This window comes from Paenibacillus sp. PL91, assembly GCF_012935325.2.
GTDB lineage: Bacteria > Bacillota > Bacilli > Paenibacillales > Paenibacillaceae > Pristimantibacillus.
In genome coordinates this window covers 320,941-344,189 of record NZ_JABBYG020000002.1, presented here as the reverse complement: position 1 = coordinate 344,189, position 23,249 = coordinate 320,941, and the positions used below count along the sequence as shown (strand labels likewise).

24 protein-coding genes and 1 riboswitch are annotated in these 23,249 nt (G+C 51.4%); of the genes, 16 read left to right on the top strand and 8 right to left on the bottom strand.

Translation table 11 applies throughout. The features are described from left to right. Window positions 1-4: 4 nt before the first annotated feature. The 3 genes from HI950_RS06905 to HI950_RS06895 all read left to right on the top strand — a co-directional run bounded on the left by HI950_RS06905 (window position 5) and on the right by HI950_RS06895 (window position 3,276). Complete coding sequence (locus HI950_RS06905; RefSeq protein ID WP_169083487.1) at window positions 5-859, top strand: DegV family protein; 855 nt, start codon at window positions 5-7, stop codon at window positions 857-859. 7 nt (window positions 860-866) lie between these two features. Beyond that, a complete protein-coding gene (recG, locus tag HI950_RS06900) occupies window positions 867-2,918 on the top strand; it encodes an ATP-dependent DNA helicase RecG (RefSeq protein ID WP_169083486.1) in 2,052 nt (683 codons plus the stop codon). Between the two features lie 70 nt (window positions 2,919-2,988). Beyond that, window positions 2,989-3,276 (top strand): stage VI sporulation protein F, encoded by a 288-nt coding sequence (locus HI950_RS06895; RefSeq protein WP_053375644.1) that lies wholly within the window; start codon window positions 2,989-2,991, stop codon window positions 3,274-3,276. Window positions 3,277-3,336: 60 nt separating this feature from the next. Here HI950_RS06895 and HI950_RS06890 read toward each other — a convergent pair whose 3' ends face one another. Next, the gene (locus tag HI950_RS06890; RefSeq protein ID WP_169083143.1) at window positions 3,337-4,032 is read right to left on the bottom strand and encodes an SOS response-associated peptidase; all 696 of its coding nucleotides are present in this window, start codon (window positions 4,030-4,032) and stop codon (window positions 3,337-3,339) included. A 174-nt stretch (window positions 4,033-4,206) separates the two neighbouring features. On the opposite strand from HI950_RS06890, the gene HI950_RS06885 reads away from it, so the two are divergent. Beyond that, window positions 4,207-5,499, top strand: coding sequence for a DUF2515 domain-containing protein (locus HI950_RS06885; protein WP_169083142.1), 1,293 nt, complete (start codon window positions 4,207-4,209; stop codon window positions 5,497-5,499). A 278-nt stretch (window positions 5,500-5,777) separates the two neighbouring features. On the opposite strand, the gene HI950_RS06880 is transcribed toward HI950_RS06885, so the two are convergent. Genes HI950_RS06880 through HI950_RS06870 form a run of 3 tightly spaced genes read right to left on the bottom strand, consistent with a single transcriptional unit; the run spans window position 5,778 to window position 7,562 of the window. After that, the gene (locus HI950_RS06880; protein ID WP_169083140.1) at window positions 5,778-6,101 is read right to left on the bottom strand and encodes a YolD-like family protein; all 324 of its coding nucleotides are present in this window, start codon (window positions 6,099-6,101) and stop codon (window positions 5,778-5,780) included. Next, window positions 6,098-7,363, bottom strand: coding sequence for a DNA polymerase IV (locus tag HI950_RS06875; protein WP_169083139.1), 1,266 nt, complete (start codon window positions 7,361-7,363; stop codon window positions 6,098-6,100). The genes HI950_RS06880 and HI950_RS06875 overlap by 4 nt, the downstream gene beginning before the upstream one ends. Further along, complete coding sequence (locus HI950_RS06870; RefSeq protein WP_169083138.1) at window positions 7,353-7,562, bottom strand: hypothetical protein; 210 nt, start codon at window positions 7,560-7,562, stop codon at window positions 7,353-7,355. Before HI950_RS06870 ends, HI950_RS06875 begins: the two co-directional genes overlap by 11 nt. Before the next feature lie 268 nt (window positions 7,563-7,830). On the opposite strand from HI950_RS06870, the gene HI950_RS06865 reads away from it, so the two are divergent. The 11 genes from HI950_RS06865 (at window position 7,831) to HI950_RS06820 (ending at window position 18,656) form a co-directional block, all read left to right on the top strand. After that, complete coding sequence (locus tag HI950_RS06865; protein WP_169083137.1) at window positions 7,831-9,378, top strand: spore germination protein; 1,548 nt, start codon at window positions 7,831-7,833, stop codon at window positions 9,376-9,378. A gap of 38 nt (window positions 9,379-9,416) precedes the next feature. Beyond that, on the top strand, window positions 9,417-10,625 hold the full coding sequence (locus HI950_RS06860; RefSeq protein ID WP_169083136.1) for a Ger(x)C family spore germination protein: 1,209 nt from the start codon (window positions 9,417-9,419) through the stop codon (window positions 10,623-10,625). Between the two features lie 16 nt (window positions 10,626-10,641). Next, window positions 10,642-11,724, top strand: coding sequence for a GerAB/ArcD/ProY family transporter (locus tag HI950_RS06855; protein WP_169083135.1), 1,083 nt, complete (start codon window positions 10,642-10,644; stop codon window positions 11,722-11,724). Between the two features lie 167 nt (window positions 11,725-11,891). After that, entirely contained in the window at window positions 11,892-13,343 is a 1,452-nt protein-coding gene (locus HI950_RS06850; RefSeq protein WP_169083134.1) for a glycosyltransferase, read from the top strand. Window positions 13,344-13,413: 70 nt separating this feature from the next. Then, window positions 13,414-13,542: a hypothetical protein gene (locus HI950_RS36360; protein ID WP_262985669.1), complete on the top strand. Its 129-nt coding sequence runs from the start codon at window positions 13,414-13,416 to the stop codon at window positions 13,540-13,542. Window positions 13,543-13,579: 37 nt separating this feature from the next. Beyond that, window positions 13,580-13,693: riboswitch (TPP riboswitch) on the top strand. Window positions 13,694-13,861: 168 nt separating this feature from the next. Beyond that, window positions 13,862-14,908: an ABC transporter substrate-binding protein gene (locus tag HI950_RS06845; protein WP_223285155.1), complete on the top strand. Its 1,047-nt coding sequence runs from the start codon at window positions 13,862-13,864 to the stop codon at window positions 14,906-14,908. Between the two features lie 75 nt (window positions 14,909-14,983). Further along, entirely contained in the window at window positions 14,984-15,286 is a 303-nt protein-coding gene (locus HI950_RS06840; protein ID WP_169083133.1) for a thiamine-binding protein, read from the top strand. Next, window positions 15,276-16,049: an ABC transporter permease gene (locus HI950_RS06835; RefSeq protein WP_169083132.1), complete on the top strand. Its 774-nt coding sequence runs from the start codon at window positions 15,276-15,278 to the stop codon at window positions 16,047-16,049. The genes HI950_RS06840 and HI950_RS06835 overlap by 11 nt, the downstream gene beginning before the upstream one ends. A 3-nt stretch (window positions 16,050-16,052) precedes the next feature. Continuing rightward, window positions 16,053-16,847, top strand: a complete 795-nt coding sequence (locus HI950_RS06830) for an ABC transporter ATP-binding protein (protein WP_169083131.1) — start codon at window positions 16,053-16,055, stop codon at window positions 16,845-16,847. Window positions 16,848-16,925: 78 nt separating this feature from the next. After that, window positions 16,926-17,708, top strand: coding sequence for a TatD family hydrolase (locus HI950_RS06825; protein ID WP_169083484.1), 783 nt, complete (start codon window positions 16,926-16,928; stop codon window positions 17,706-17,708). Between the two features lie 174 nt (window positions 17,709-17,882). Beyond that, the gene (locus tag HI950_RS06820) at window positions 17,883-18,656 is read left to right on the top strand and encodes a glucosaminidase domain-containing protein (RefSeq protein ID WP_169083130.1); all 774 of its coding nucleotides are present in this window, start codon (window positions 17,883-17,885) and stop codon (window positions 18,654-18,656) included. Between the two features lie 80 nt (window positions 18,657-18,736). Here HI950_RS06820 and HI950_RS06815 read toward each other — a convergent pair whose 3' ends face one another. The 3 genes from HI950_RS06815 to HI950_RS06805 form a co-directional block, all read right to left on the bottom strand. Next, a complete protein-coding gene (locus HI950_RS06815) occupies window positions 18,737-19,315 on the bottom strand; it encodes a nucleotidyltransferase family protein (protein ID WP_169083129.1) in 579 nt (192 codons plus the stop codon). Window positions 19,316-19,431: 116 nt separating this feature from the next. Further along, window positions 19,432-19,590 (bottom strand): hypothetical protein, encoded by a 159-nt coding sequence (locus tag HI950_RS06810; protein ID WP_169083128.1) that lies wholly within the window; start codon window positions 19,588-19,590, stop codon window positions 19,432-19,434. Window positions 19,591-19,884: 294 nt separating this feature from the next. After that, complete coding sequence (locus HI950_RS06805) at window positions 19,885-21,534, bottom strand: glycoside hydrolase family 5 protein (protein ID WP_169083127.1); 1,650 nt, start codon at window positions 21,532-21,534, stop codon at window positions 19,885-19,887. Window positions 21,535-21,835: 301 nt separating this feature from the next. On the opposite strand from HI950_RS06805, the gene HI950_RS35690 reads away from it, so the two are divergent. Then, a complete protein-coding gene (locus HI950_RS35690; protein ID WP_223285154.1) occupies window positions 21,836-22,129 on the top strand; it encodes a WGxxGxxG family protein in 294 nt (97 codons plus the stop codon). A 105-nt stretch (window positions 22,130-22,234) separates the two neighbouring features. Here the strand turns inward: HI950_RS35690 and HI950_RS06795 are convergent, their stop codons facing one another. Continuing rightward, the gene (locus HI950_RS06795) at window positions 22,235-23,089 is read right to left on the bottom strand and encodes an MBL fold metallo-hydrolase (protein WP_169083482.1); all 855 of its coding nucleotides are present in this window, start codon (window positions 23,087-23,089) and stop codon (window positions 22,235-22,237) included. Window positions 23,090-23,249: the final 160 nt, after the last annotated feature.

The following is a 23,249-nucleotide window of genomic DNA, read 5'->3' as shown; positions in this document are numbered from 1 at the left end:
TATGTTGGGGAAGGTCAGAATAGTAACGGATAGCACGGCGGACGTTCCAAAGGAAATTAGAGAACGCTTGGGAATTACAATAGTCCCCCTTAAAGTACTCTTCGGCGAAGAAACGTTTCTGGATGCCGTGACGATTACTTCTGAGGAGTTCTATGAGAAGCTGGCACATTCTTCTGCGCTTCCTACGACATCGCAGCCATCGCCAATGGAATTCTCAGACGTATACGAGCGTCTGCTTGCGGAAGACGCTGAGTCGCCTATTATTTCGCTTCATCTCTCTGCGGCGCTCAGCGGAACTTATCAATCGGCTGTTATTGCGCAGTCGATGCTCGAAGAAGAGTCGGATATTACAGTGTTGGACTCCAGATCGGCTTCCTTTGGCTTTGGGATGCGCGTCGTGAAAGCGGCTGAAATGGCACAGGCAGGCGAATCGAAGGAACGGATAATCGAGGCCATTGAGCAATTAGAGCGCGATACGAATTTATATTTTTTAGTGGATACACTTGAGTATTTGCAAAAGGGCGGACGGATTGGCAAAGCTTCAGCGCTGATCGGTTCGATTTTAAACATAAAGCCTATTCTATCCTTGGACAAGGATGGCGTTGTGCTTGCGGTAGATAAGGTGCGCGGCTCAAAGAAGGCGATGGCACGTATCGTCGAGCTGCTGAAGCAGACGTACGGCGATGAGCCGGTTGGCCTCACAATGGCCTACTCTTTCCGTAAGGAAGGGGCAGAGGAGCTGTTAGCGCTTCTGAAGAGCCAGTTCAATGTGCAAGCCATTGGCTGGACGACAATAGGCGCGGTTGTTGGCACCCATACGGGACCTGGCGCATCGGCCGTGTTTATGTACAGGATGTGATAGAATGATGACGCTGGATCAAATTTCTGTTCGGCAAATCAAAGGCGTGAGCGCTCCTAAGGAAGAGGAGCTTCACGCCTTTGGCGTGAGAACAGTTGCGGATTTACTCGATTATTTTCCGTTTCGATATGAGGATTACCGCATTCGTGAGCTTACCGACGTGAAGGAAGGCGAGAAGGTCACGGTGCTGGGGCATGTTCGGGGCGTTCCCCTCCTGCAGCGCTACGGGAAGGGCAAGTCGAGACTGACTTGCAAGGTAGAGGTTGGACAATGGCTGGTTACGGCCGTTTGGTTCAATCGTCATTTCCTTCAGGATCAGCTTGTAATCGGGCGGGAAATTATGCTCACGGGCAAATGGGAGCAGCAGCGGCTGCAAATGACGATATCGGACTCGGAGTTTCCGGGAAGCGGCGGGGCAGCGAAGTCTGGAACGCTGCAGCCGGTTTATTCGGTTGGCGGAAGCATTACGCAGACATGGATACGTAAGACGATACGCCAAGCGTTGACGCAGTACGGAGCGATGATTGAAGAGATGCTGCCGCATGAGCTGGTGCGCCAGCATGATCTGATGGCAAGGCGCGATGCGGTTGAGCGCATTCATTTGCCGGATGACACAAAGGAAGGACAAGCTGCCCGCAAACGACTTGTGTACGAAGAGCTGTTTCTTTTCCAGCTGAAGCTGCAGGCCTATCGGGCGCTTAATCGCAAGCGCAATGACGGCATTGCGCATCAGATCGAGAGCGAGACGATTCGCAAGTTCGCTGCTACGCTTCCGTTTGAGCTGACCGATGCCCAGAAGAAGGTCGTTAATGAGATATGCGTGGATATGAGAAGGCTGTCATGCATGAATCGTCTGCTCCAGGGTGATGTTGGTTCCGGCAAAACGGTAGTTGCAGCCATCGCTTTGTACGTTGCGGTTAAATCAGGCCATCAAGGAGCACTAATGGTGCCGACTGAAATATTGGCGGATCAGCACATGCGCTCACTAACGAGAATGTTTGCTGAACTGGGTATCCAGGTTGCCTTGCTGACTGGAAGCCTTACGGAGAAGAAGCGGAGAGACGTGCTTGCCGGTCTTCAGATGGGAATCATCGATATTGCAGTCGGAACGCATGCACTTATACAAGAAGATGTTTTCTTTCGGAGTCTGGGGCTTGTTGTCGTCGATGAGCAGCATCGATTCGGCGTAAATCAACGAAGCGTGCTGCGGCGCAAAGGAATGAATCCCGATGTGCTGACGATGACGGCAACGCCTATCCCAAGAACGATGGCGATTACGGCGTTCGGAGATATGGATGTATCGACGATTCGCGAGCGGCCGCATGGTCGGAAGCCGATCAAAACGTATTGGGTGAAGCACAGCATGATGGAGCGCGTGCTTGGCTTTATTCGCAAAGAAGTTAGCAAGGGGCGTCAGGCGTATATCATTTGTCCGCTGATTGAAGAATCGGAGAAGCTCGATGTGCAAAATGCGATTGACCTATACGTGCAAACGCAGCAATCCTTTCCAGACTTGCGCGTAGGGCTACTGCACGGCCGGCTTTCTGCTGCCGAGAAGGAAACGGTTATGGGCGCTTTCGGCGCGAACGAGACGCATGTGCTTGTCGCGACGACGGTTGTTGAGGTCGGTGTCGACGTTCCGAATGCGACGCTCATGATTATTATGGACGCTGAGCGATTTGGCTTGTCTCAGCTGCATCAGCTTAGAGGCCGAGTAGGCCGTGGCGAGCATCAATCGCATTGTATTCTTGTTGCTGATCCAAAATCGGAAACCGGTAAAGAGCGGATGAAGGTGATGACGGATACGGATGACGGTTTTGAGGTATCGCGGCGCGATCTTGAAATTCGCGGCCCTGGCGACTTTTTTGGCACAAAGCAGAGCGGGCTGCCGGAGTTCCGTTTGGCGGATATGGTAGCCGATTACGAGGTGCTGGAGCTTGCTAGAGACGATGCGGCTGAACTAACGGAGCGTGACGATTTTTGGTCAAATGAGTCCTATGCTAGAGTACGGAGCGTGCTCGCGAAGGATCAATTTTTTCAGGGAGAACAGCTGGACTAGGCAATAATTACCTCCATGCGGCATATAGTTTAACGATGTGATTGGATTGCCGGATGGAGGTGTCAGGACAGTGAGTTACCAAAATTATGGAATTCGGCCGCAGCTGGTCGAGCGCGTTAAATACAAAATGAAAAATCCTGTCGTGAAGGACAAAATTAGGCAGCTGCTTGGAAATGTGACGAAATATGATCTGCAAGACCGGCCAAAGGTGAGGAAGCTTGTGAAAGCGGCGGCCGTTATTTTGCAGGAGCAGCTAACGGATACGCAAGAGGATCAAATCGTCGCCTTCGTGATGGGGCAAAAAATCGATCCCAACAACACGTTTCATTTGTTGAAGCTGTGGGGAATGTTTCGCTGACCGCTTACGGTCAGCGATTTTTTTTTGCTGTCAGCAGGGTCATCGCTTCCTTCCTTGCACTTACCACAGCTCTAGCTGCTCGTCCACTTTACATGGCTCGATCAACGAGGACTCATCGTTCCGGACACTGCCAACTGCTGTTGAAACGGGATAGGCATCAAGTTCATACGCCGAGTATGGCCGCAGAAGCGGGGCAATGGCATGAACGTCCGTCACTGCACGGCTTAGCCAAAGCTGCTCATCCTCTGGACGCAAAATGACCGGCATGCGGTCATGAATCGGGGCGACGAGCTCATTTGGCGTTGTTGTCAATATCGTGCAGCTATTGATTTTGGTTCCGTCGGGCGAGAGCCATGTTTCATATAGACCGGCCATGCTGAATATAGCGCGGCTCTTCAGCGCGATGCGCATCGGCTGCTTGCCACTCGCCGTCGTTTTCCATTCATAAAAGCCGTCTGCCGGGACGAGACACCGCTTGTGGCGCAGCGGCTTCTGAAAGGCTGGCTTGCTCGCAGCCGTCTCTGAGCGCGCGTTAAGCATTTGAAAGCCGATCTTCGGATCGTCAGCCCATGGCGGCACAAGTCCCCATTTTAACTCTCCCAGCCGGTTGTGGTGTCCGTCATTAATGACCGTCAGCACCTGCTGGCTTGGAGCTACGTTATATTTTGGCCGGTGAAACGGAACCATCGTCTCCTCGATCATATATCTGACCATCAGCTCCTCCAGCGTTACGGTGAGCGTGTATCTTCCGCACATGACTCCTGGCTCCTTTCCTTTCGCATATCCTTATTATACATCTTGGGAAATCGAAGCGCATATGTTGCTTAAACGGTATGACAAGCGGCGCTATGGCAGATACTGGTTCATATAGGCATGCAGCTTTGTATCATCTCCTGCACTGGCAATGATGTTGAACAAGGAGCGCTGACGATGGGCAAAAATAATGGAGTAGGGACATATCGCCGTTCATTCGGCTACTGGCTGCGCCAGCTGCTCGCGCTTCCCGGCGCGGCGTTTGATTACGCGTTGGGGAAGTGGGGCGCAATGAGCGCCTCGCATGCGATGATGACGGAGGCGATTCCGCTGCAATTGTCATCTGCCGCCGTAGCGAAGCTGATGTACGCATGGTCAAAGCCTATCGCCTTGCCTGCGGCCGGGCCATCGGGCAGCTGGAGCATGGAGGAGCTGGCGCTTATTGATCGAATCCGCTCGGAGACGGCAACCAGCAACCGCAATAATGTGACGCGAACGGAGGCCTATCGCAGCATCTATTTTCGTACGCCTGAGCTCCACTGGGCGTTTCTTGCCCATATGGTATCGCGAAATGGCGGCTGGAATATGACGGATTTGCAAGGGGAGTGGCTCCCATTGCTGCTTACGGAAGAGCAGCGGGAGGCGGTATTCCGGTTTTTGGAGCAGGCGAATGCCTTTATCTTTCAGGATGCATATCCGCAGCTGTTATTGTACGAGTGGAGCAGGCGTGAGGGGAGAAGCTTATTTCATCTGCTGCCTGCCTTTGGGGTATCGGCGTTTATGGCGCCTGTCTGGAAGCAGTTTTGGCGAGACCGCGATGCGGTGCCGCTGACGATTGCGCTAATTGTAAACGAGCAGCATTATATCGAGCAGCGTGTCGTCCAGCAGCCGTATTTCCGCGAAAAAGTGCTTCATACGTTGTTTTTTGGACTGCAGTCGCTTCTTCAGCTGAACGGCGTTATTTTTCCATATGGAAATGGGAAAGAAAAAGGCAATGAAGGTGACGTGCTCAGGCTGTCCGGCCTTATTCTGGAAAGCTTCGAAAATTTGCAGGAGCGAATTGAATTCGGCAAGCGTCTCTATGCGCTGCTATTTGGCATCCCGCGCGTACATGAAGGCGCTAGATGCTTTGCGGGAGCGGTTAAGCATAGCGGCTCGCGCGCCGATTATGCGCCGCATATGTTCGCTCGCATTCGTCAAAGGCCGCCGAAGCGCATCTATGTGGAGCGGCTGCTTGGCGGGCGGCTGAAGCCTGGAGCAGAGCCGATCTATAGTCCGGAGCTTAGCGCAGCGTGGGCCGATCAGTCCCTTGAGCCGCCCGAGCTCGGCGATTGGTTTAAGTCGGCAGCGGATATCGCGCCTTATTTTGGGAAGCTGCCGATGCCCCATTCCTTTGAAATTACGAATGAATACGGGCTAATGCTCAATAAGATCGAGCTGGCTGTGCTCGCGATGCAGCGCGGGAAATAAACTTGGGATTGCTGTGAAATTGAATAGTGCACAAGCAGGTAACGTGACAATGGGATGGCTTGACCCGCTGCTTCAGCCTGTTGAGCGTTCCTTGTTCGTGGCTTACAAGCTAGCTGATTGGCAAGCTGACTTGGATAAGCTAAGGCCCGGGGTTTAGGGATCATAGGCTATTAATAATCAGAAAATAAAAAGAGGAGCTATCCCGCCTTGGCGCGGGGCAGCTCCTTATTATGCTGTGCATATATGTGAGTTTCTAAAAAAGGGGTCCGCCTCATTATTTACTCGATCGCAGCGCCTTCGATATCCCGAATCGAGAACCATTCGCCGTCGACCATAAAGCGGCCCTTCAGCTGATCGACCCGATCGACAATGCCGGCGACGGTCAGCTCCTCAAGCGGGTGGAACAGACGGAGTGTGATGGAATGGCGCTGCTGCAGCGATTCGGTGACGAGGCGGGCTACATTTTCCCATTCCTGCTCGTCAAGCTCTACGCGCTCTCGATTCCTCAGCGCCTTCTCGTGCTCATTAATAGCGACCTTGTGCTCGGGCAGCATCATGCGGCTCGACTCCCAAAGTCCATTGCCTTCAAGCTTCTTTCTCATTTGTAATGTCCTCCGATCTTCTCCGAGCGATGCAGCGCTTGCCCGGCGGGAGATACGGACACGGCTCTTAAAATAACGGCGTCCCCGTACTTCTGCTTCAGGGCATCCGTTGCTCTCTCAAGCGCCATCGTCTTCTCGCGGTGCGGGTCAAACAGCGAGAGCTGGTACTCGTCATCCTGCGAAAATTGCGTCAGGCTGACGCCGACCTTTCTTACGGGATTACCGTCCCAGTGCCGCAGCACGAGCTGTACCGCGGCGCGGTAAACCTGATTGGTGACGTTGGTCGGATCGTCCATTTTCATTTGGCGGCTAAAGCCGGTCGGGCGGTCATAGTCGGCGCCCATTAAGCCAACCGAAACGACGTGCCCCATATACCCTTTGCCGCGGCAGCGCTGGCAAACAAGCTCCGTCAGCTCAAGCAGCACAACCTTGATTTCCTCCAGCCTGCCATAGTCGCGCGGCAGCGTCATCATATGCCCTACCGCCTTCGGAGCGACCTGATGCGTTCCCGGCGTAACGGGGCTATCATCGATTCCATTGGCAATCCGCCAGTACAGCTCGGCGTTGATATCGGAGTTTTTGCCGAATTTGCGGCGCATCATCAGCTTCAGCTTATCGAGCGGCGTTGCGGCTATTTTGCCGATCGTATCGAGTCCCATCGCATTAAAATGCCGTGTCATCCGGCTGCCGACCATGAACATTTTGGTGGTGGGCAAAGTCCAAAGCGTATCCTGAAGCTTATCCTTCGAGAGGATGTAAATGCCCGAATCGTTTTTCTTCGCGTAATTGTCGCAGGCCGTCTTCGCTAAAATTTTATTTTCCGCGATGCCAAAGCGAGTGTATATGCCAAGCTCGGCGGAAATGCGGGTTTGGATATGATGAGCCAGCTCCTCGGGCGATCCGTACAAATGGAGCGAGCCGGTCACATCGAGAAACTGCTCATCGATCGAATAGGGCTCGACAAGATCGGTATACGACTGATAAATGCGCGTAATGATCATGGAAATATCGATATACAGCTGCATCCGCGGCCTAATGATCACTAAATTCGGACACTTGGCGAGCGAGTCGCCGAGCCGCTCGGCAGTCGTTACCCCAAATGACTTGGCGATGGGGCAAGCGGCAAGAATAATGCCGGACCTGCGTTCGGGGTCGCCCGCAACGACAACCGGCAAATCGCGGTACTCCGGATGCTCCGCCTTCTCCACTGACGCATAAAACGATTGGCAATCCGCCAGCATGATGACCTTGCTAAGAGACATTTCGGCTCACCAGCTCTGCCGCTAATATATTTGCCGCCAGAAAGACGCGCTGCGCTCCCGAGTCGATACAGAAGGCTCTGACGTAACCGTCCCTCACGGATATGACCCGAATTCTTCGTTTCGTAAACTTGCCTTTTTTGCTCATATAAATCACATCAACGACACAACCGATTGCGCTGAACCCTTTTTCCAATGTCATGATGCATCCCTCCACAACAAGAACGTTTGTTCTTATTATATACAGAACACCCGTTCTTATACCACTGGTTTTTTGTGGATGTTTTTTACAAGGATTAGCGGACTTTCCCGCTGCATACGCGATGCATGGCGAGAGAGGGGGAGGCCATTATGTGAATGGTCTTTTTTGTCCTGCATGGGAGCTTATAGTATGACAAATATAGCGCCGTACATATTTACATCCATAATGCGCCAAAATAGAAGCAACATGGAAACGAAAGGTGCCGGTTATGAACAAACAAAATGAAGGGACGCTAACGCCGTTCAGTCCATCGCTGCATGCGAACGTCGAGACGATTCGTGATCGCTTCGGCGGCAGCTCGGATATCGTGACCCGATTGTTTCGCAGCGATGCCGCGCCAGATCGCGAGGTCGCGATTATATATGTGGATGGAATCGTGGATTCGGAGACGATTAACGAAAGCGTCATGGAGCCGTTAATGTCCATGAAGCTGCCGGAACATGCGTTTGTAAAGGGTAGCCAGCTGCTGGAGGCGCTTCGCAACTGCATTGTTTCAATCGGATCGGTACAGCACATCCATTCGTTGGAGCAAGCTCTCCAATTTATGGCGGAAGGGCTATGCGTCATTATGGCGGATGGGAGCGCATCGGCATTGACTGCGGATACGGGCGGAGGCGAGCAGCGCAGCGTCACTATTCCCCAGACCCAAACCGTCATTCGGGGGCCGCAGCATGGCTTTGTCGAGAACATTCGAACCAATATTAGCTTAATTCGGCGCATCATTCGCTCCTCCGACCTTCATGTGCAGGTGCATAAGATCGGCCAGCAGACGCATACGAACGTGGGCGTGCTCTATTTGCACGGGGTAGCGGATGAAGGGATCGTGAAGGAGGTTTACCGCAGACTGGCGTCAATCGAAATCGATGGCGTGCTGGAGAGCGGATATATAGAAGAATTTATTCAAGACGAAACTTTCTCGCTGTTTCCGACGCTGCTCAATTCAGAGCGTCCGGATACGGTAGCGGCAGCTCTGCTTGAAGGAAGAGTCGCGGTTATGGTTGACGGGTCACCGATGGTTTTAATGGCCCCAACAACTTTTTTCACCTTCTTTCAGTCGCCAGAGGATTATTATCAAAGGTTCGATATTGCGACATTCGTCCGCATAATTCGTTACGGTGCTTACGTGGTTTCGATTCTCCTTCCTGCTCTGTATATCGCAGTCACGACATATCATCAGGAGATGCTGCCGACAACGCTGCTGATTAGTCTAGCGGCGCAGCGGGAAGGCATCCCGTTTCCGGGACTGCTCGAAGCGCTTCTCATGGAGGTCACGTTCGAGGTGCTCCGTGAGGCGGGATTGCGAATGCCGCGTGCGATCGGGCCGGCTATTTCCATCGTCGGCGCTCTCGTGTTGGGACAGTCTGCCGTACAGGCAGGCATTGTTTCAGCGGGTATGGTTATCGTGGTATCCTTCACGGCCATTTCCAATTTCGTCATGCCGGAATTCAATATGGCGGCGACCTCCCGCATTATCCGGTTCCTCTTCATGATTATGGCAGGCATTTTAGGTTTTTTTGGCATCTTCGTCTCGGTGCTGTTTATGCTCATCCATCTCGCATCGCTGCGATCCTTCGGCGTGCCATATATGTCACCGATGGCGCCGGGACCCACGAAGCAAGGAATATGGCGAGATGTGTTCATACGGCTGCCATGGTGGGCGGTTGTGCTTCGGCCGCTTGATTTGAACCTGCGTAATCCGAAGCGTCGGCCAAATGGCAAAAAACCGCCGGCCCAGCGGCATTCCGGCAAGCCGTAAAGAGCCGTAAAGAGCCGTAAAGAAAGGGAGGAACGGCAATGAATAAATGGAAGCTGCTGCTGCCGCTGCTTGTATGCTTGCTTGCTGCCGGCTGCTGGAACCGTGTAGAGCTGAATGATATTGCCGTTATTTCCGCATCCGGCGTTGATTGGCAGGACGGCAAATGGGTGTTGTCGTATCAGGTTGTTATTCCACAAGCGATTTCCAATCAGGGCGCATCCAGCAACTCAGCGGCGGTCAATGTGTTTTCCACGAAGGGCGAGAGCATTCGGAGCGCTGTCAGCAAGGCGAGCCAGGAAACGTCGCGGCGTCTCTACTTCTCGCATACGCAAATTCTTATTATCGGACAGGAGGCTGCCCGCAAGGGGCTGAGCCCGCTGCTCGACACTTATCTTCGCAACCATGATTCCCGTGAGACGGTAAGCGTCTACTTGGCGAGGGGCAGCGCGCGCCGGATGCTGGAGCAGCTGATCCCGCTTGAGAAAATCCCAGGCGCAGCCATTCAGCGGATGATCACCAATGAAGAGATGAACAGCTCTATCTTTCGGCAGATGACCATCCATCAAGTGCTGATGGACTTGCTCGGAACGGCACACGCTACGGGCATACCAGGATTGGTTGTTGCGGGCACGAAAGAAAGCATGGATAAGGCGGAAAAACTGACCCGTACCAATACGCCCTCCAAGGTTAGATTATCGGAAATGGCGCTAATTAAAAACGATAAGCTGGTAGGCTGGATTAACAATGAGGAGAGCCAAGGCGCCATGTGGCTTGCAAATCACGTGAAGAGAACAACGATCTCATTTGCATGCGCGGAGGATGGGAAGGGAAAGCGGAGCTCCTCTATACGCATAACGCATGCGAAGACAAAGCTGCGACCAGAGCTGTCAAACGGCAAGTGGATTATGCACGTGAATGCAAACGCGGAAGGGACGCTGATGGAATACAATTGCAATGGCAATCTCGGTGAGCCTCAGCAGGTGGTGAAGGTCGAGCAGCTCATTGAAGGAGAGATTGCAGCCATTATAGAGAATGGCTGGCAGGCTGTTCGCAAGCATCAAGCCGATGTGCTGGGCTTTGGCGATGTCATCCACAAAAAATATCCGAAGCAATGGTCTCAGTCAAAAGAGAACTGGACGGAGCAGTTTCCAAACACGGAAGTGAAAATATCGGTAAAAGTAAAAATCGTATCAACGGGAATGAGCGGAAGCGGATTTAAGAAGGAGCAGGAGAAGGGAAGCTCATAGACGGAAAGGAGACCGTATGCAGCAGATCGGGAAAAACCAGCTTTCTATTTTGGTCATCGTTTTTTTGCTAGGAAGCACGCCTTTGTTCGAGCTCGGCATCAAGGCAAAGCAGGACGCATGGTTGGCGATGACGCTGGCAGCGCTTGCCGGCCTGCTGCTTACTGTCATGTATATTCGCGTACAGAAGCGTTCTCCTGAATCGGAGCTTGCCGAGCTTTACATCATGCATTTTGGCAAATGGATCGGCGGCTTTATTGGCATCCTCCATGCTTTATGGTTTGCATACGAATCGATGCGCAACGTGCGGGATGTCGGCGAGCTTACGATGATGGCGCTGCTTTCCTTTACGCCAAAATGGATTATTATGCTGCTAATTCTGAGCGCTGCGGCCTACACCGTAAGCAAGGGGCTTGAAGTGTTTGTCCGGGTCGTGCAGCTTCTGTTTCCCATTGCAGCGCTTAGTTATTTTTTCATTATTCTACTTTTGCTTATTGCCAGATTGCCGAAAATCACGCATTTGCTTCCACTCCTAGAGCATGGGGCTATGCCTGTTGTGAAGGCGGCATTTCCCGATTTGCTGTCCTTTCCCTTTGGGCAAATGATAATTTTCTTCGTGTTCTGGAAGCATGTCAGCGAGAAAAAAATTATCGGACGCGTGTCTTATTGGGCTTATATTGGGGTATCCGCTTTTCTTATCCTCATGAATGCGCTCACGCTGTGCGTGCTTGGACCCGAGTTCGCTTCGCTTACCGCGCTGCCGCTGCTTGAGGTCGTGCAGCTGATCAGGCTGGCTAACTTTTTGGAGCGACTGGATGTCATTGTAACGCTGCTTCTGTTTATCGGGCTCTATGTCAAAATGACGGCGCTGTACATGGCATCGGTATTCACGTTTAACGCGGTAACAGGCATCGCCTATCGGTATTGCGTCATGCCGATCGGCCTGCTTATCTACGCCGCGTCGTTTTTGGAGAGGAATAATACGGTGCATATGTGGGTCGGCCTCGACATTACGCTGAAGGTCGCCCCGATATTTCAAGTTTTGCTCCCGCTGCTTATGCTGATCGTGGGCATACGAAAGAAGTATAAGAAAGCGGCATAGAACCGGGTAGTTGCTAGGCACTCCTCACCGAAACGGCTGAGCTGACATATTTTATGGGTACAGCTTGAAATATGAGCTTAATGAGCTGCTTATCTTTCATCGCGGAACGAGCTTTTTGCCGCCAATGGACTGCGTAAGCCGTTTACGCTTGTTTGAGGGGGATACGCGTGAGCGATGCCAATAGGTGCATGACAAGCATTATTCTTGTTGCCTACAATAAGCTTGAATACACGAAGCAATGCGTGGAGAGCATTCGGCGGCATACGCAGCGAGGCTGCTATGAGCTGATTATTGTAGATAATGGATCGACGGATCATACGGTGGAATGGGCAAAAAACGAGAGGGACCTCATCGTAATCGACAACGGTTTCAATGCAGGTTTTCCTAAAGGCTGCAATTTAGGGCTTGCAGCAGCTTCGGGCGAGCTGCTCATGCTGCTGCATAACGATACGATCGCAACGCCGGGCTGGCTTGACGGATTAAAGCGCTGCTTGCTTAGCGATGACAGGATTGGAGCGGTTGGCCCCGTTACGAACTCGGCAGCCTACTGGACGACTATTCCGACCGCATATAAGACGATAGAGGAGCTGGAGCTGTTCGCTTCCGCGCTGCACGCGCTTCCCGACAAAACGAAGTGGGAGGAGCGCGTGAAGCTGATTGGCTTTTGCCTGCTTATGCGGCGGGAGGCGTGGGAGAAGGTCGGACCGCTTGACGAGAGCTTCGGTATCGGCAGCTTCGAGAACGACGATTACGGCTTGAGGCTGCGGCTGGCAGGCTACAAGCTTATGCTTTGCGGAGATACATTTATTCACCATTACGGCAGCGTCACCTTTAGGGATGAGCCGGAGCACTTTCAACAAGCCTTCAATGGCACTGCGGAAGTGTTTAGGGCGAAATGGGGCATGGATCCGAATGCTGCGACGCATATACGAATGGATTTCAACACGGTCATACAACGAGAATCCCATGAATACAGGCGCGGGAATAGCTCTATCATGGAAATCGGCTGCGGCTGCGGGGCAACGATCCATCATCTAAAGAAGCAATTCCCTGCGGCCAAATGGTACGGTGTCGAGCACAGCGAGCTAGCGGCGAGCGTTGCCGAGGCGTCAGGAATAACAGTGTTCCGCTCGAAAGAGCCTGAAGAATGGACGCTGCCTGCTGAAGGGCTGGACGGCATTCTGGTCGGGGATGCCCATGCCCATGCTTACGGCACGCCGCAGTCGATGATGCGCTTAATCAGGCTGCTAAGGCCTGGAGGCTGGATTATGGGCTGCTTCGCGAATCGATATTATTTTGAAAATATTCGGCAATATTTAGACCCTTTGAATACGAAAGCGCAGCGCCAAGCGGCAGCCCAGTATACGCTTCAGCAGGTGAAGCAGCTGTACGTGCAGTCTGGCTTTGCATACGCGAAGGTGACGCTAGTCGAGCATAAACCGCAGGAGCAGCTTGACTATATCAGGCTGCTGGGACAGGTAACGAATGAATCGATTGCGGATGAGCTTACGGCCGCTTATCTGCTCGTGTATGGCCGCGTTGCTTCCGCAGCAGCGCTGCAGGCGGCTGAGGAAACGGATGCGCTCGCCGAGGGAGAGGGTGTTCGCGCGGAAGGATAGGATACGCTGCTTTGAATAGTGTACGGCAGAGCAGAGTGGAAAGCTCGTTCAGCACTAGGCGGTCAACGCTGTGTATGGGCAAAATGCGTTCGACGACTCCAGATTTTCTGCGAGCGAAGGCTGGCTGCGCCAAATGAACGACATTGCGCCGGCAAGCAGTTTGATGATAATCATTTTCAAAAAAATACTAGCATTATGATCGGGTTTTGCTATACAATTGAAGGTGTTGACGAACCGAATACGTTCCGGGGAGCTGGTTAGGCCGGCTGAGAGGGAATTATCTGTACAATTCCGACCCGTTAAACCTGATCTGGATAATGCCAGCGTAGGGACAGAAGCTCTGTTTATTCAGCAAGCTCGATCACAGCGATCAAGTCTTTGCTGCAAGCAGCTGCACAGCCGATTATATGGCGTCCTCCGGATTAGGGGGACGCTTTTTTTGTTGTTGCTGAACCGGATACCGATACGGACTCGTCATCTTATACAAATAGAAGCAGTGAGAGGGGAACAAACACATCATGAACCAGAAGAAAACGGGGCAACAATCGTGGAGAATCGTAGCCGCAATGCTCGTGTTCGTCATGGCGCTGGCCGGCTGCGGCACAAACAACAATGCGCCGGAAGCGAGCAAGGAGCCGCAAGAGCAAGAGGGAGCAGCGGACAAGCCGCTAGAGAAGGTGCAGGTTGTACTGGACTGGACGCCTAATACGAATCATACCGGGCTTTATGTAGCTAGAGATAAAGGTTTTTTTAAAGAGCAGGGACTTGACGTTGAAATTATACAGCCAGGGCAAAGCGGCGCCGACCAAATGGTAGCGACTGGCAGCGTGCAGTTCGGCGTAAGCTATCAGGAGTCGATCACGATGGCTCGGATTGCGGGCGTGCCGCTCGTATCGATCGCAGCGGTTATTCAGCATAACACCTCAGGCTTCGCGTCTCCGCTTGCTAAGGGGATCGATTCGCCGGAGAAGTTCGAAGGCAAAACCTACGGCGGCTGGGGCGCTCCTGTCGAGGAAGCGGTCATTCAATCCATTATGCAGGAGAAGGGTGCGGATGTCAGCAAGGTCAACCTGATCAGCATTGGCGACAGCGACTTCTTCACGGCAGTTAAGAAAGATATTGATTTTGCATGGATCTATTATGCATGGACAGGCGTGGAAGCTGAGCTTCGCGGCGAAAAGATCAACATGGTTTATTTGACCGATTACAGCGACAAACTGGATTACTATACGCCAGTGCTTGCGACGAACGAGACGATGATTAAGGATAAGCCTGAAGTGGTCAAAGCGTTCACGGCTGCCGCAGCAAAAGGCTACCAATACGCGATTGACAATCCGGAGGACGCGGCAGAGATTTTGATTAAAGCCGAGCCTGATTTGAATGCGGAGCTTGTGCGCGCAAGCCAGAAGTGGCTGAGCCCGAAATATCAGGATGACGCGCCGCGTTGGGGCGAGCAAAAGCTTAGCGTATGGGAAAATTACGCGAGCTGGATGTTTGAGCACAAGCTGCTGGAGAAGGAGCTTGAAGCGGACAAAGCTTTCACGAACGAGTTTTTGCCGGAATAAGCGTTATCATGCAAGGATAAGAAGGCGGCAGCACCTGCCGCTTTCGCCAACAACGATGAGAAAGAAGGAATTCATATGGCTAACGCATTGGTAAGCATTCAAATACTGCCGACAACGCCGGGCGGCGAAAGTGTCATTCCTTACGTGGATCGGGCAATCGAGATCATCAAAGCGGCGGGGGTCCCGTACCGCGTCGCACCGCTTGAAACAACGATGGAAGGCGAGCTTAGCCATCTGCTGAGCGTCGTGCAGTCGATGAGCGAAGCGATGACGGAGATGGGCTGCCCGTCTGTTATTTCACAAATTAAAATTTACTACAATCCGGCAAGCGGCGCTTCGATGGGCAGGCTGCTCGAGAAATATCCAGATGGGCAATAGGAGAACATTTTGGCCCCAAATATGGCCTCCAGCCGCAGTGCTTATCACGCTGCTGGCTTGCTGGCAGGCAGCAGCCTCGCTTGGATTATTTCAAGAATGGCTCATTCCGTCGCCGATTTCAATCGTGCAGGAAGCGATTGAAATATGGCCGAGGCTAATGGAACATACGGGAGCGACAGTGCGAATCATGCTGCTCGGCTTTGTAGGAGGATCGGCGGTGGGCTTCGTGCTCGCCGCTTTGCTGCATTTAATTCCCGGCGTACGTACGGCGGTATATCCCTTGCTTGTCTTGTCGCAAAACGTGCCGGTTATTGCGATTGCGCCTATTCTGACGATGCTGCTGGGCTGGGGGATGCTGCCAAAGGTGCTGCTTGTCATCATGGTGTGCTTCTTCCCGATTACAGTTGCGATGCTGAGCGGATTAATGAACACCGATGCACAGCTTCGCAATTATTTGCAAATGATCGGCATACGTAAATGGCAGTTGTTTTGGCAATTGGAGCTTCCTCATGCGATCGTACATTTATTTTCCGGCTTAAAAATCGCAGCCTCCTACAGCGTGCTAAGCGCAGTTGTGGCCGAATGGATAGGCACGAACAAAGGGCTCGGCGCATTCATGATCATTTCGTTCAAAGGGTTTATGCCTGACCGCGTGTTTGCTTCGGTCATTATTATCGTAGCGATCAGCTTAGCGCTATTCGGGCTAATCACCATAGCAGAGCGCCTAGTCATTCGCTGGCGCCCTGAGAAAGAGGTGAGATAGCGAATGAGCAATAAGGGTGAGAATTTACAGGCGACGCTGCAGGTGCAGGGCATTCGGAAGCAGTTTGGCCGAGGGTCATCCACGAAAGAGGTGCTGGCAGGCCTATCATTTTCCGTAGCAGATGGAGAATTCGTGTCCATCGTAGGGCCCTCCGGCAGCGGGAAAACAACCTTGTTTCAAGTCATTGGCGGCTTGGAGCGGCCATCGGAAGGCGAGATCTGGATCGACGGCAAGCAGACGACAGGCGAACGCGGACATATCTCTTATATGCCGCAGCAATCGTCGCTGCTGCCCTGGCAAACCGTTGCGGGCAATATCGAGCTGTCGCTTGCGATTTCTGGCGTTGACCGTAAGATCGCGAAGGAGAAAACGAGGGAATGGCTGGAGCGAATCGAACTGCATGAATATGCGGATGCCTATCCGCATGTGTTATCCGGCGGCATGCAGCAGCGGGTATCGTTTCTTCGGGCATTGCTTGCGCCGCAGCGCCTGATGCTGCTGGATGAGCCGTTTGGAGCTTTGGATGCGTTGACACGGATGCAAATGCAGCAATGGCTCATGTCGATCTGGGAGCGAAATCGCAGATCGGTGCTGCTCGTTACGCATAGCATTGAGGAAGCCTTGTTTCTTTCCGATCGGATTATCGTGCTTTCCGCTTCACCCGCTGTGGTGTTGGAGGAATTCCAGGTTCCGTTCGTGCGTCCGCGACATGAGTCATTATGGACAGATCCGCGGTTCAATACATTGAAGCAGCAGATTTATGAGCTGCTTAAGGTCGGCGCGAAGGAGGAGAGCTAACAGATGGCAAAAGCATTAGGCGAAAATCAGCCTGAGAAGCGTTCGAGCTTAGAGGCTGCTTCACCAGCTGGCTTATGGATGGATGCCCATCTTCACGTGGATTTGTATGCGGAGGAGGAGAGGGAGGCGCTGCTTGCTGCTGCCTTCGCTGAAGGCGTTGAGGCGGTAGTTGCTGTCTCTATGCATCTGCAATCCTCGGTCTTGAACCGCGAAATCGCTCAGCGCTACGATGGACGGGTTCATCCGGCGTATGGCTTTCATCCGGAGCAGCCGCTCCCTTCCGAAGCGGAGCTGGACGAGCTGTTCTCATGGATTCGCTTGCGACATACAGCGGGCGAGCGTTTTGCGATCGGAGAGGTCGGACTGCCGTATTATACGCGGTTAGAAGCCTCACAAGCGGGTATGCCATTTGACGAAAAGCCGTATTTGGAGCTGCTTGAGCGCTTCGCGGCACTTGCCAGTGAGCTGGATCGCCCGATTGTGCTGCATGCGGTATATGAGGATGCGGCCAAAGCTTGTGATATATTGGAGAGACATGGCGTTCGCAGGGCGCATTTTCACTGGTTCAAGGGCAGCGAGGATGTCGTTCGCCGAATGGCGGCGAGCGGTTATATGGTTTCGGTTACGCCGGACGTTGCTTACGAGGAGGAAATTCAACAGCTTGCCGTACAGTATCCGATCGAGCAGTTGATGGTCGAGACGGACGGGCCGTGGCCATTCGAGGGACCTTATGCCGGCAAGCCGACGCGCCCTGCCATGGCTGCCGATGCAGCGAGACATATTGCGGACATTAAGCGGCTACCCGCTCCTGAGGCCGCTAAGATTTTGCTGGCGAACACGCGGCGTTTTTACGGACTCTAATCGACTAAATGAAGGCTGCCCTGTAGAATGAATAATTCTATAAGGCAGCCTTCGCTTTGTTTGCGGCAATCGTCAATCGTACCGCTTTGTCCATTGCCAAAGCCGTTGCCGCAGCATACAAATAAGGACAGGGTAATATGCCAGGGCACAAGGAAGGCAGAAAGGAGTGGGACGATGGCAAAGCTCACAAAGGAACAATTTATCGAGACATTGGCGCCAACTGTTTTAAGGGTAAAGCGAGAAGGCTCGCCGATGTTTCCATCCGTGCGGTTAGCGCAAAACCTTCTCGAAACGGGAGGAGTCATTCATGCTTGGAATAACTTAGGCGGCATTAAGGTTGGCAGTGGTCAGACGAATGCATATTGGCATGGTAGAGCGGTTGTAAAAGGAACTTGGGAGGTTATTGACGGGCGCAGCTTAAAAACACAAGCCGCATTTCGAGCCTACGACAGCGTGTACGATTTCTATAAGGATTTGGACTTGCTGCTCGCATCTCCTCGCTATGAGCGCGTTCGCCGTGCTGTAACGCCCGAGCAGCAAGCAGATATGCTGTTTGCATGCGGCTACGCAACGGATCCAGCATATCCAGCTAAATTAAAAGCTGTTATTGCACAGTATAATTTGAAAAAATATGACGCTATAAGCGTTCAGCAGGTGCCAAAACCGGAGAAGCTGGGGGATGCGGAGCATGTTGCGGTTGAATATAAGGGTAAGGTGATCTCGGACGGTTACCTGTTAAATGGGGTAACTTGGGTACCTGCAAGGGTGCTTGGCGAAGCGCTGGGGGCGAAGATTAGTTGGACAGGAACAGAGGTAACCGTAAATGGCAAAGAGCTTGAATCCATTTTGTCAGAAGCAACGGGCTATGTTCAGGTACGAGCTTTGGCAACGGAGCTAGGGCTTGCTGTCAGCTGGGACCCGGCAATACGCGCTATACTTCTGACCTAAATTGAGTCAAATGATCAAAGGACAAATAGAGCTTACGGGCAGCCGTAAGCTTTTTTTTGTGCATAGTCTATTCGAAGCAGTTAAATTCGATCCGGTTCGGCAATCGTTACCTTTGGCCATGTCTTTTGCCAATTTTTATTCGCGATACGTGACTCGTAATGCTTCATTTTCTCCTTCGAGCTTGCAAAAAAAGGAGTAGGCTTGACTCGCATTTCGATGACATCGTCTATTCCGCATGGGGCAGCAAGCACAACATGATGATCACGATCTAGCGTGAGGCCAAGCGCGGTAGCCGTCTCCGGAAACTTGGAAATAGCATCAACTGACGAGGAGTAAGGAGGCGACTGATCGATGAGATGCATTCTTGCCTCATTTTTGACAGACCAAGGGATGCTCGGATTCAGCTTCTTAAGCTTCTCCTCCAGCTTTTTCTCCTCGGCTTCCTCCAGATTGCCGGCATCGTAATAAATAACATCCACGTCAGGTGTGCCTGTCCGATCTGGAAAGCCGTGAAGCATGTCCCAAATTTTTGAACGGATAAAGCCTGCGCAGACCCACCAATCCGGCAATTGCAGCGTTTTAGCGGCGCTCAATACGTCCATCATCCACTTATCTTCACGTACGAGCCTTATAATGTCTTCTTCATTTTGAATGATCAAAGGAGATCCTCCTCATTAAGGTTTAGGTTATTCATAAGTGCTGAGCCCAATGAAACCGGCATTCGGCCGCGAGCCGCTGGAATGCCGGTTTCATTGCGTTTCTTACAAAACGCTGCTTATTTGCCTTTCTTGGAAGCAGCCCAGAAGGCAAGTATGATAAGGGGAATGAGAATGTACCATGGAATAGTAATCGTACCTCCAACGATAAAAGCGAGCGCCATCACGATAATGACACCAATAATAATGTACAGACAGCCTCTGCCGAATGTTTCCATTGTCAATCGCCTCCTATGCTTGGGTTTTGCATAGCAAACCCCTCTTCGTAAGCAGCCACTACCAGAAAGTATATTCGGTTATAACGTTTTTATGGGTTGTCTGGTTCCAAATAATGTGCTGCAGGAGGGATGAGGACAAAAAAATGGCCCACATCGCTGTGGGCCGGTGTCCTAGAACTATATATATCAACAGTGGGGTTGATGTCTTTTATTATAAAAAGTGAACCTTAACTCAAGATTAAAAATGTTTGTCGGTTTGTTGAAAGCTCAGGAAGGTAAACCATTTTTTAAATCTTATGGAGTAGAAGCGATAATAAATTGTTCCCAAGCACCACCGACCGCAGAGCGGTTAGCATACAGAACGTTGCCGTTATTCAAATCGGCACAAACAAATAGATTGTTGGCCGCCGATTTAAGCGCAACCAGCCCGTTGCCTAAATCCTGCCTATAAAACTTCTCCCATGTCCCAATGAATGAGGCGCTCGCGATCAGTCGGCCGCCATTGTTTAGATCGGCTTGGACATATTTGATGTTGGTGAGTGATAGCAGGGAAATCGTGCCGTCTGCGTTGTTGATGACTTTAAACCGTTCCCAATCCCCCGCCGTCGTCCGATTGGCAATCAACGGATTAACGCCTGCGTTATCTGCGCTGACAAACATGCTGTTTGCATTCGCTTTGAGGCTTGACCATGTCGCCGCAACAGGAGCGGCACCTGTATATTTTTTTACTAAATTTTGAAAGACGGTATTCGAGGTGAAATTGGCGGTCGTGAACTGATTCCATTTGGATGCAATGGTTGCTGCGCTGTCACTATTTAGATTGGGAGCAGGGTTGTTGTTATTGATGTAACAGCCCCAGTTGCCTCCGCCTTTGACCTTGTAGCTCCAATTCGTCCAGGAGGCGTTTAGGCCGTTTAAGCCGTTCAGCCATTTTTCATACAAATCATTTTGGCCAAAAGAGAATTCTCCCGCATAGACAGGAACGTTCCAGTTTTTTTGGTAAAGCGCCATATCTTTGAGCCATCTATCGATTTCGGAGTTGGTTAGGTTCCAGTCGTTATAATCGGCGAATTGATAATGGTGGGTTTGATACATCACATTGCTCCATCCGTAAGCAGAAGGAGGGGAGGCTGCGAACCAGTCGAAGAAGGCGGCAATGATGATGATATGATTGGGGTCCTTTGCGCGAACGGCTTGGTACAGCCTGTTGAAGAAGTCCATCTTTTGTTTAATTTGAGCTGCGTTCTCGCCCGACCCCATCGTGACGAGGGGCTCATTAAGCAGATCATACGCAGCGACAGTTGGGTTGTTATTGTAACGGGTCGCAAGCCGCTCCCAAATTTGAACGGTCCAATTTTGATACGTGGCATTTGTCCACATTTGGTTAGCATTTTCTTGGCCGCAGGAATGCCATGGGCATGCCGCACCAGGGGCTCCGTGAAGATCTAATACGACGTATAGATTGCGGTTTCCAGCCTGCGTAATCAGCCAGTCAAGCTTGCGGAATGTAATGGAATCCGGCTTCATCGTTCCGTTCGTGTACATAAAATCCTCCCAATAGAGAGGAACGCGCACAACATTCATACCCATATTTTTTATATTATCGAGGTCACTTGCTTGAATCCAGGCATCCTGATAGCCGTTAATTAACGTTTGAGCGTCCGCTTCACCAAAGCGGTTAATGAGTGTGCGACGAATCGTATATTCATCGACCGCACCCGCTGGCGTCATCCAATCCTCCTGCAGCAGCCATCCGCCGAGATTCGTTCCCCGCAGATTGATTACAGAACCGGCTCCCCAGTTATTTTTAAGCACGGTACCGCTAGTCTTCAGAAAATCTCCCGATCCAAATGCGGCATTGGCGACAGCAGGCCTCATTATCGAAAACAATCCCAGCAATAGCGTACTGCAAAGCATAACAAGCAACCCTTTTTTCAAAATCATCACGCCTCCTCATTTTTTGTTCATTGCGAATCGTGGGCTAAATGGCCAAGCCTATTAGGAAACGCTTTCAAAAATAAGTCGAAACGTCTGATCATCTCCTTGTCTACCTATCAATCATCATCCCCTTCAAAAGAATAGCGTTGTAAACTTTTTCATAAAAGTACTCATTTTTTCGATTAGGTATTCAAATTATGGAATTTTTACGGAACAGGTATGTAAATGATTATAAGCGCTCGTATAGATTATTTGAGCTTGAGACAAAATAAAATGCACGAAACTAATAGGCAAAGGGGACGAGTACATGAAGAAGTTTTGGACGATTTTCAGTGTGGTTGTTTGCTTAACATTCGTAATGGCTGTACCCGCTTTTGGAGATAACGCGAAGTCTGGCAATGCTGGGCCTGCTACAGAACTGCGTACGGATGTCGAGCGAGGTGTTAATAACACGGCAAGAGCACTCGATGTGGATGACAACATGAATGCAAACCAGTATCGTACAACCGCAGCCGATGATGATATGGATTGGAGCTGGCTCGGATTACTCGGTCTGTTAGGCTTGATCGGTTTAAAAGGCCGTGACCGGGAGCGTACTTGATTTTTGTTTCTTGAAAGCTGAAAGCAGCGGCTTGCTGCAAGGAACCTAGAGCTTAAACATAGAGCCCCTGCCTTAGGCAGGGGCTCTATGTGATGAATGCCGGCACTACTGGACAAAACGTCCTTGCTCCGGCACAGCAATTTCTTTGAATTTCTTCGTAAGCAGCGTTAAATTGCCCTTCAACGTCTCGCCAAACATCGGTTCACCATGCCCTGTAATAGCCAAATAAGGATCGAGATCAGCCAGCTTCTTCACGGATTTCTCAGCGGATGCCCAGTCCGTTGTAAAATATTTTGGCGGGCCGCTAATTTCCTGCTCCTGCGTCATCACTTTATAAAGCGATTCCTGCTTAACCGTCACAAAAGCATCGCCGGCAATTAATGTGCCGTCCTCCTCGCGATACAGCGAGATATGGCCTGGCGTATGACCTGGGGTATGAATGTACTTCCAATCCGGGAGACCAGGGACCACGCCTTTCTCTGGAAGCGCCTTTACGCGATCGTCAAGATTAATGCCGTCATGGGGAAAGAAGGAGGACATCTCAGAGATGAGTCCGCCATGAACCGAGGGATCGGCAGGAGGATAGTCAGACTCTCCGGTCAAATAGGGAAGCTCGAGCTTATGGGCATATACGGGAACATTCCAGTGCTCAATCAGTTCTATGATGGCACCAACATGATCAAAATGTCCATGCGTCAAAATAATGGATTTAGGCGCACAATCGAAACGTTCCTCAGCCTCTTTAATGATCTTTTTCGCCGATCTTGGCATGCCGGCATCAACGAGAACCCAGCCATCCTGTTTGTTATTCGGATCGCCAATAAAACAAACGTTTACGATTTGGATCGGGTAGCAATAAATATCAGGTCGATAAGCAAGACCCTCTCCACTAGCAAAAGTGGTAATCGGCATAAAAGATTGCTCGAATGAGCTCTCCAAGCAAAGCGCCTCCTTTGTCATCATTCTCCTTTATAAACTGTCCTAAAGTCAGGCGCTTATTCTGCTTGAAACCGCAGTAAGACTTGAAAATTTTCCGAATGTATCGCGGGATCGGATTCACACAGAATGAAATGTAATCAAATGGCACAAATTAAGATGCTATATTTACTAGGAGGAGATC